Source organism: Kitasatospora sp. NPDC004799, from assembly GCF_040609095.1.
Taxonomy (GTDB): Bacteria; Actinomycetota; Actinomycetes; order Streptomycetales; family Streptomycetaceae; genus Kitasatospora.
In genome coordinates, this window is record NZ_JBEXJK010000433.1 from 1 (window position 1) to 6751 (window position 6751).

Here is a 6751-nt window from a genome sequence, read left to right on the forward strand (position 1 = left end):
GCCGAGGCCGGGAGCGGGCATCCGCCGCTTCCGGGTCAGCGTCCCGCAGGCAGACCTCAACGACCTGCGGCGGCGCATCCGCGCGACCCGGTGGCCCGACCGGGAGACCGTCGACGACCGCACCCAGGGTGCACAGTTGGCGAAGGTGCGGCCGCTGATGGAGTACTGGGGCGCCCGGTACGACCGGCGCGACCTCGAACGGCGCCTCAACGAACTGCCGCAGTACATCACGGAGATCGACGGGCTGGACATCCAGTTCGCCCACATCCGCTCCCCGCATGACGGCGCCCTGCCGATGCTGATGACGCACGGCTGGCCCGGCTCGATCGTCGAACTGCTGAAGGTGATCGGGCCGCTGACCGACCCCACGGCGCACGGCGGGCGCGCCGAGGACGCCTTCCACCTGGTGCTGCCGACCCTGCCCGGTTACGGCTTCTCGGGCAACCCGACCAGGCCCGGGTGGAACTTCGCCCGCACGGCGCGCGCCTTCCACGAGCTGATGGCGCGCCTCGGGTACCCGGAGTACGTCTCGCAGGGCGGCGACCACGGCGCGATCCTCTCCGAGGTGCTCGCCGTCCAGCAGCCGAAGGGGCTGCTCGGCATCCACGTCAACATGCCGGGGACCGTGCCGGAGGACGTCCTGCGCCGTGCGCGCACCTTCGATCCGGCCCCGGCGAACCTTTCGGCCGAGGAGAAGCGGGCGTACGACCGGCTGCTGCACTTCTACCGCGACGGCTTCGGCTACGCGGCGATGATGAACCAGACCCCGCAGACGATCGCCTATTCCCTCACCGACTCCCCGGTCGGCATGGCGTCCTACTACTACGACAAGTTCGCGGAGTGGACGGACTCCGGGGGTGAGCCGGAGAAGGTCCTCACGTACGACGAGATGCTCGACGCGATCTCGATGTACTGGCTGACCGGCACCGGCGCGTCGTCGTCCCGGCTGTACTGGGAGGGTGCCCGGGCCGGCGGCGGACCGTTCAACGCGGTGTCCATTCCGAGGACCCCGGTCGCGGTGACGGTCTTTCCGGCCGAGATCTACCCCGCGCCGCGCAGTTGGGGCGAGCGGACCTTCGGCAACATCATCCACTGGAACGAGGTCGACAAGGGCGGCCACTTCGCCGCCTGGGAGCAGCCGCGGCTCCTGGCCGAGGAACTCCGGAACGCCTTCCGGACGCTGAGGTAGAGCCGAGGTGGAACGGCGGGTACGAGGCCGGCTCCGGCCGGCCCGGTAGCCGGACCCGTGCGGATCGGTCGGCCCCGCACTTCGTAGGATGGGTGGAGCTCCTCCGGGAGGAACTCGTCCCGGAGGTGCCATGTCGGAGTGCGCGAAACACCAACTGCTCGGGCGGGCCCGGGAGGTGGAGGTGCTGGACCGGCTGCTGCGCGAGGTGCGCGGCGGGCGCAGCCGGGTGCTGGTGCTCCGGGGTGAGGCGGGCGTCGGCAAGTCGGCGCTGCTCGACCACCTGGCCGGGCAGGCGGGGCCGTGGCAGGTCGTCCGCGCGGCCGGCGTCGAGGCCGAGGCCGAGTTCGCCTACTCGGCCCTGCAACGGCTGTGCGCCCCGCTGTTGTCGCACCTCGACCGGCTGCCGGAGGTGCAGCGGGACGCGCTGCGGGTCGCGTTCGGCCTGAGCACGGGGAGCCCGCCCGAGATGCTGCTGGTCGGGATGGCGGTCCTGGGACTCTTCGCCGAGGCGGCGGCCCGGTCCCCGCTGGTGTGCCTGGTCGACGACGCGCAGTGGCTGGACCTGATGTCCCAGCGGATCCTGGCGTTCGTCGGGCGCCGGCTGGACGCGGAATCGGTGGCGTTGGTGTTCGCCGAGCGGATCACCGACGGGAGGAGGGACGAGGGCCTCGCCGGTCTGCCGGACCTTCCGCTGCGCGGGCTGGCCGATGCCGACGCCCGGGTACTGCTGGACGGCGCACTGCCGGGGCCGGTCGACGCCCGGGTGCGGGACCGGATCGTGGCCGAGACCGGCGGGAATCCGCTCGCCCTGCTGGAGCTGCCCCGGGGCCTGTCTCCGGCGGAGCTGGCGTTCGGCTTCGGCGGGCCCGGCGCCGGCCCGCTGGCGACCCGGCTCGAGGACGGCTTCCGCCGGCGGGTCGACGGGCTGCCGGGCGACACTCACGCCCTGCTACTGGTGGCGGCGGTCGAACCGGTCGGCGACGGGCCGCTGTTGTCGCGTGCTCTGGGCCTGCTGGGGATCGGCCTGGAGGCCGCGGCACCGGCCGAGGCCGCGGACCTGATCACCCTGGGAGCCACCGTGCGGTTCCGGCACCCGCTGGTGCGTTCGGCGGTGTGGCGCGGCGCGGACGCCGCGGCGCTGCGTGCGGCGCACGCCGCCCTGGCCGAGGCCACCGATGCCGAGCGCGACCCCGACCGGCGGGCCTGGCACCGGGCACACGCCGCGGTCGGGCCGGACGAGCAGGCCGCCGCCGCGCTGGAGCGCTCCGCCGACCGGGCCCTGGCCCGCGGTGGCCGGGCGGCCGCCGCGGCCTTCCTGGAACGGGCCGCGGCGCTCACCCCCGACCCGAGGGAACGGGCGCGGCGCGCGCTGGCGGCCGCCGCGGCCAACGTCGCCGCGGGCGCGCCGGATCGGGTTCCCGACCTGCTCGCCGCCGCGGAGCTGGGACCGCTGGACCGGTTGCAGCAGGCGCATGCCGCCCGGCTGCGGGCCAAGGCGTCGTCCATGACCGACTCGGGGAAGGGCGCGGTGCAGCCGCTGCTCGACGTGGCCGACCGGTTCAGGGACCTCGACCCGGCCGTCGCACGGGAGACCTGCCTCGCGGCGTTCGACGCGGCCATCTGGGCCTGGCCGCACGACGAAGGTGGACTCCGGCGGGCGGCCGAGCTCGCTCGCGGCCTGGTACCCGGCGACGAGCCGGCCGGAGTCTTCCTCCGTGCCCTGGTCGCGTGGACCGTGGACGGGCAGGTCGCCGCCTTCCCGCTGCTGGCGCAGGCGCTGCGCTCCCTCGCCGACGAGGAGGAGCCGTCCGTCCTGTGGGCGGCCGCGAACGCCGCCGCGGAGCTGGGCGATCTCCAGGCCTGGCTGGACGTCACCGATCGGGCGGTCCGGTTCGCCCGGACGACGGGCACGCTGTCGGTCCTCTCGACGGCGTTGCCCTACCGGGCGGCCGCGCTGGGCCACGCGGGGCGACTCCTCGAAGCCGAGGACCTGCTGGCCGAGGCCGCAGCCGTCGAGAAGGCCACCGGCGGGGTGACGCGCACGGCCACGGCTGCCTTGATCGGCGCGTACCGGGGCCGGGAGCGGCCGGCCCTGGACCTGCTCGAGGCGATGGAACGGGACGGCGAGCAGCGAGGCCTGGGCCGGCTCGTCCGGGTGGCCGCGTGCGAGCGGGCCGTGCTCCACAACGGCCTGGGCAACTATCCGCTCGCCATGGAAGCGGCGCTGCGCGGCGGAGCGCACGAGGACCTCGTGGTGCACTTCTGGACGTGCAGCGAACTGGTCGAGGCCGCGACCAGGGCCGGCGAGCCGGCCGTGGCCGCCGGGGCGTGCGAGCGGCTCTCCGACTGGGCCCGGGCCGGCACGCCCTGGGCCCTGGGCGCGCACGCGGTCGCCGAAGCCCTGACCGGCGCACCCGAGCGGGCCGAGGACCGTTACCGCGAGGCCGTCGACCACTTCGGCCGCGGCGGGCTCGGCGTGTTCGAGACCCGGGCCCGACTGCTGTACGGGGAGTGGCTGCGCCGCCGGAACCGGCGCGCGCAGGCCCGTACCGAGCTGCGGGCGGCGTACGAGGCGGCCGCGCGCATGGGCATGGAGGGGTTCGCCGAGCGGGCCCGGCGTGAGCTGCTCGCCACCGGTGAGACGGTTCGCCAGCGGACCGTCGGTGCGCCGGTCCTGACCCCGCAGGAGGCGCAGATCGCCCGCCTCGCGGCCGCCGGGCACCCGAACGCGGAGATCGGCGCGCACCTGTTCCTCAGCCCTCGCACGGTCGAGTGGCACCTGCGCAAGGTCTTCGCCAAGTTGGGGATCTCCTCCCGTCGGGAGATCGACGGCGCCCTGTCGGAGCGGTGATCGCCGGGCGGTGCTCACGGGCCTCGCGGGGAGGGCGGAGGGCGGGACGGGGGAACCGTCTTCCGCCCTCCCGGCGTTCGGGGGCCGTTCCCCGGCGGCACGGCGGTGAGGAGCCGTCAACGGGCGGCGCGGGCGTGGGCGGCCCGGCCGTGAACCGCTGCGCGGCGGCCGGGACGTCGGCGGCGGACCGGGCCCGGAGCCTGCCGTGGGTCACAGGTGGTCGGCGTCCACCACGGCCTGGGCGAACGCAGTCGGCGCCTCCTGCGGTGCGTTGTGGCCGATGCCGGGGAGCACGCGGTGCTCGTACCGGCCGGTGAAGAACTTCCGGTACCCGGTGCCGTCGGTCGTGGCCAGGAACGGGTCGAGGGCGGGGTCCACGGCGATGGTCGGCACGGTGATGGGCGGTCGGGCCGCGAGCACCTGCTCGTAACGGTCGTAGCGGCGCTCGCCGTCGGCCAGGCCCAGGCGCCAGCGGTAGTTGTGGATCACGATGGCGGCGTAGTCGGGGTTCTCGAACGCCGCGGCGGTGCGCTCGAAGGTGGCGTCGTCGAACTTCCAGGTCGGGGACACCTCGTCCCACACCAGTCGGCACAGGTCGTGCCGGTTCTGCCTGGTCTCCATCGCGACGCGGCCTCGGTCGGTGGCGAAGTAGTACTGGTACCACCAGGTGTGCTCGGCCTTCGGCGGCAGCGGGTTCTTCTGCGAGGGGATATTGACGACGAGGTAGCCGCTCACCGCGACCAGGGCCTTGACCCGCTCCGGCCACAGCGCCGCGATGGTGCCGGCGGCCCGCGAGCCCCAGTCGAAGCCGGCCAGCACGGCCTTGTGGATCTTCAGGGCGTCCATCAGGGCGATGATGTCGAGGGCGATCGCGGACTGCTGCCCGGTGCGGACCGTCGTCGGGGACAGGAAGCTCGTGGTGCCGTGGCCCCGGAGGTACGGCACGATCACCCGGTAGCCGGCGTCCGCCAGGAGCGGTGCCACGTCGACGTAGCTGTGGATGTCGTAGGGCCAGCCGTGCAGGCAGATGACCACGGGTCCGTGCGCAGGTCCGGCCTCGGCGTAGCCGATGTCGAGCACGCCGGCCTGGACCCGCTTCAGGTCGGTGAACGTGGTGTGGGTGCCCGGGGTGACGGCCGGGATGACCGGGGCCGGGCGGCCGGGCCGGTCGGAACCGGCCGCGAAGGCGGCGGGCGCGTTCGATGCCGCGCCGGCCGACACGGCCGTGGCGCCCACGCCGAGACCGACCGCTTTGGTGAAGGTACGCCTGTTGATCATGTTCGATCCTTCCTCGGGATTCGCCGGTGACTCCACTGTTCTTCGGCCGCCGGCCCGACGCATCGGTCACATGACGCCGAGACGCACGAAGACGTTCGTGGACCTACCGGGGTCTGCCGGGCCGCCGGATTCAGTCATTCGACTGTTTCCGCCGTCCTGCCGCTCGGTGATCCTCGAAGGAGCGCCGCGATGCCGGCGGATCGTCGTGCGTGCAGTCGGAAGGTCCGGCCGTGAAGCAAACCCCCGTCGTCCTCATCCACGGTGCGTGGTTCCACAGCTCCTCCTGGGACGCCTGGGCGGAACGGTTCACCGCGTACGGCTACGCGGTGTGCGTCCCGGGCCGGCCCGGCGAAGCCCCCACCGCCGACCGGGCCCGCCGCGATCCCGGCCCACCGCGCGACCTCGGGCTCGCCGCGCTCACGACCCACTACGCGGAGATCGTGCGCACCTTCGACGACCCGCCGGTCCTCATCGGGCACTCGACCGGCGGCCTCATCGCCCAGCGCCTCCTCGGGGCCGACCTCGGCCGCGCCGCCGTCGCCCTCGCGCCGTGGCCGGTCGGCGGCGTGCCGCTGGACGACGGCCGGCCCCGGCCGTGGTCGCCGATGCCGGCCGGCCCGACCTCGGTCCCGGGTTTCGAGCTGCTGCCGCGCGCCAGCTTCCGACACGCCGTCGTCAACGCGGTCGGGGCGGAGGAGGCCGAGCAGCTCTTCGACCGGTACGCCGTCCCGGCCCCGCTCCGGTTGCTCTCGGACCTCGGAACCGGCCGCGCCGCCGCCGGATCGGCCGACACCGTCGTGGACACGGCCCACTCGGAGCGCGGACCGCTCCTGCTCGTGTCCGGCCAGGAGGACCGGATGGTCCCGGACGCCGTGACCCGCTCGGTCTACAAGCTCTACGGCGACTCCTCCGCCGTGACGGATCTGGAGCAGTTCGCCGACCGGGGGCACTCCCTGGTGTTCGACAGCGGCTGGCGCTCGGTCGCCGACCACGTCCTCGTCTGGCTGGCCGCCAACGGCGTCGAGGCCGTGGTCGTGCGGGGCTGAGCGCGGTCGTCAGACCTGCGCCACGTCGGTGCGGCTCAGCGCGTCGGTCCGGTTCAGTGCGTCGGTGCGGCTCAGCGCGTCGCGCAGTGCCGCCCGGGCCGTGATGCCCAGCTTGGGGAAGGTGCGGTACAGGTGGGAGCTGACGGTACGCGGTGACAGGTGCATCCGCTCGCCGATCTGCTTGTTCGTCAGGCCGCCGGCGGCCAGCTCGGCGATGCGGCGTTCCTGCCAGGTCAGCGCGGCCAGGTTCGGCGTCGGGACGCGGGGAGGGGCGCCGGTGACGCGCAGTTCGGCCCGGGCCCGCTCGGCCCACCCGGCCGCCCCCAGCCGCTCGAACGCCTCGGCCGCCGGGACCACGTACGGCCGCGCCGCCGCCGGGCCCTGGAC

The 6751-nt window shown here is 74.5% G+C and carries 5 protein-coding genes; 3 read left to right on the forward strand and 2 right to left on the reverse strand.

What is annotated here, in order from left to right; genetic code table 11:
- A partial coding sequence (locus tag ABZW03_RS34590) for an epoxide hydrolase (protein WP_355267461.1) occupies positions 1-1189 on the forward strand: 1189 nt, incomplete at its 5' end.
- Positions 1190-1319: 130 nt separating this feature from the next.
- A complete protein-coding gene (locus ABZW03_RS34595) occupies positions 1320-4040 on the forward strand; it encodes an AAA family ATPase (RefSeq protein WP_355267464.1) in 2721 nt (906 codons plus the stop codon).
- Positions 4041-4250: 210 nt separating this feature from the next.
- On the opposite strand, the gene ABZW03_RS34600 is transcribed toward ABZW03_RS34595, so the two are convergent.
- The gene (locus ABZW03_RS34600) at positions 4251-5318 is read right to left on the reverse strand and encodes an alpha/beta hydrolase (RefSeq protein WP_355267467.1); all 1068 of its coding nucleotides are present in this window, start codon (positions 5316-5318) and stop codon (positions 4251-4253) included.
- Between the two features lie 230 nt (positions 5319-5548).
- On the opposite strand from ABZW03_RS34600, the gene ABZW03_RS34605 reads away from it, so the two are divergent.
- The gene (locus ABZW03_RS34605) at positions 5549-6364 is read left to right on the forward strand and encodes an alpha/beta hydrolase (RefSeq protein WP_355267470.1); all 816 of its coding nucleotides are present in this window, start codon (positions 5549-5551) and stop codon (positions 6362-6364) included.
- Between the two features lie 9 nt (positions 6365-6373).
- On the opposite strand, the gene ABZW03_RS34610 is transcribed toward ABZW03_RS34605, so the two are convergent.
- On the reverse strand, positions 6374-6751 hold a 378-nt coding region (locus ABZW03_RS34610; protein WP_355267473.1), incomplete at its 5' end, for a helix-turn-helix transcriptional regulator.

What these genes read in the sequence shown, in the direction of transcription:
- ABZW03_RS34600 (WP_355267467.1), bottom strand. Translation starts at nt 5,318, where the DNA reads ATGATCAACAGGCGTACCTTCACCAAAGCGGTCGGTCTCGGCGTGGGC.
- ABZW03_RS34595 (WP_355267464.1), top strand. Translation starts at nt 1,320, where the DNA reads ATGTCGGAGTGCGCGAAACACCAACTGCTCGGGCGGGCCCGGGAGGTG.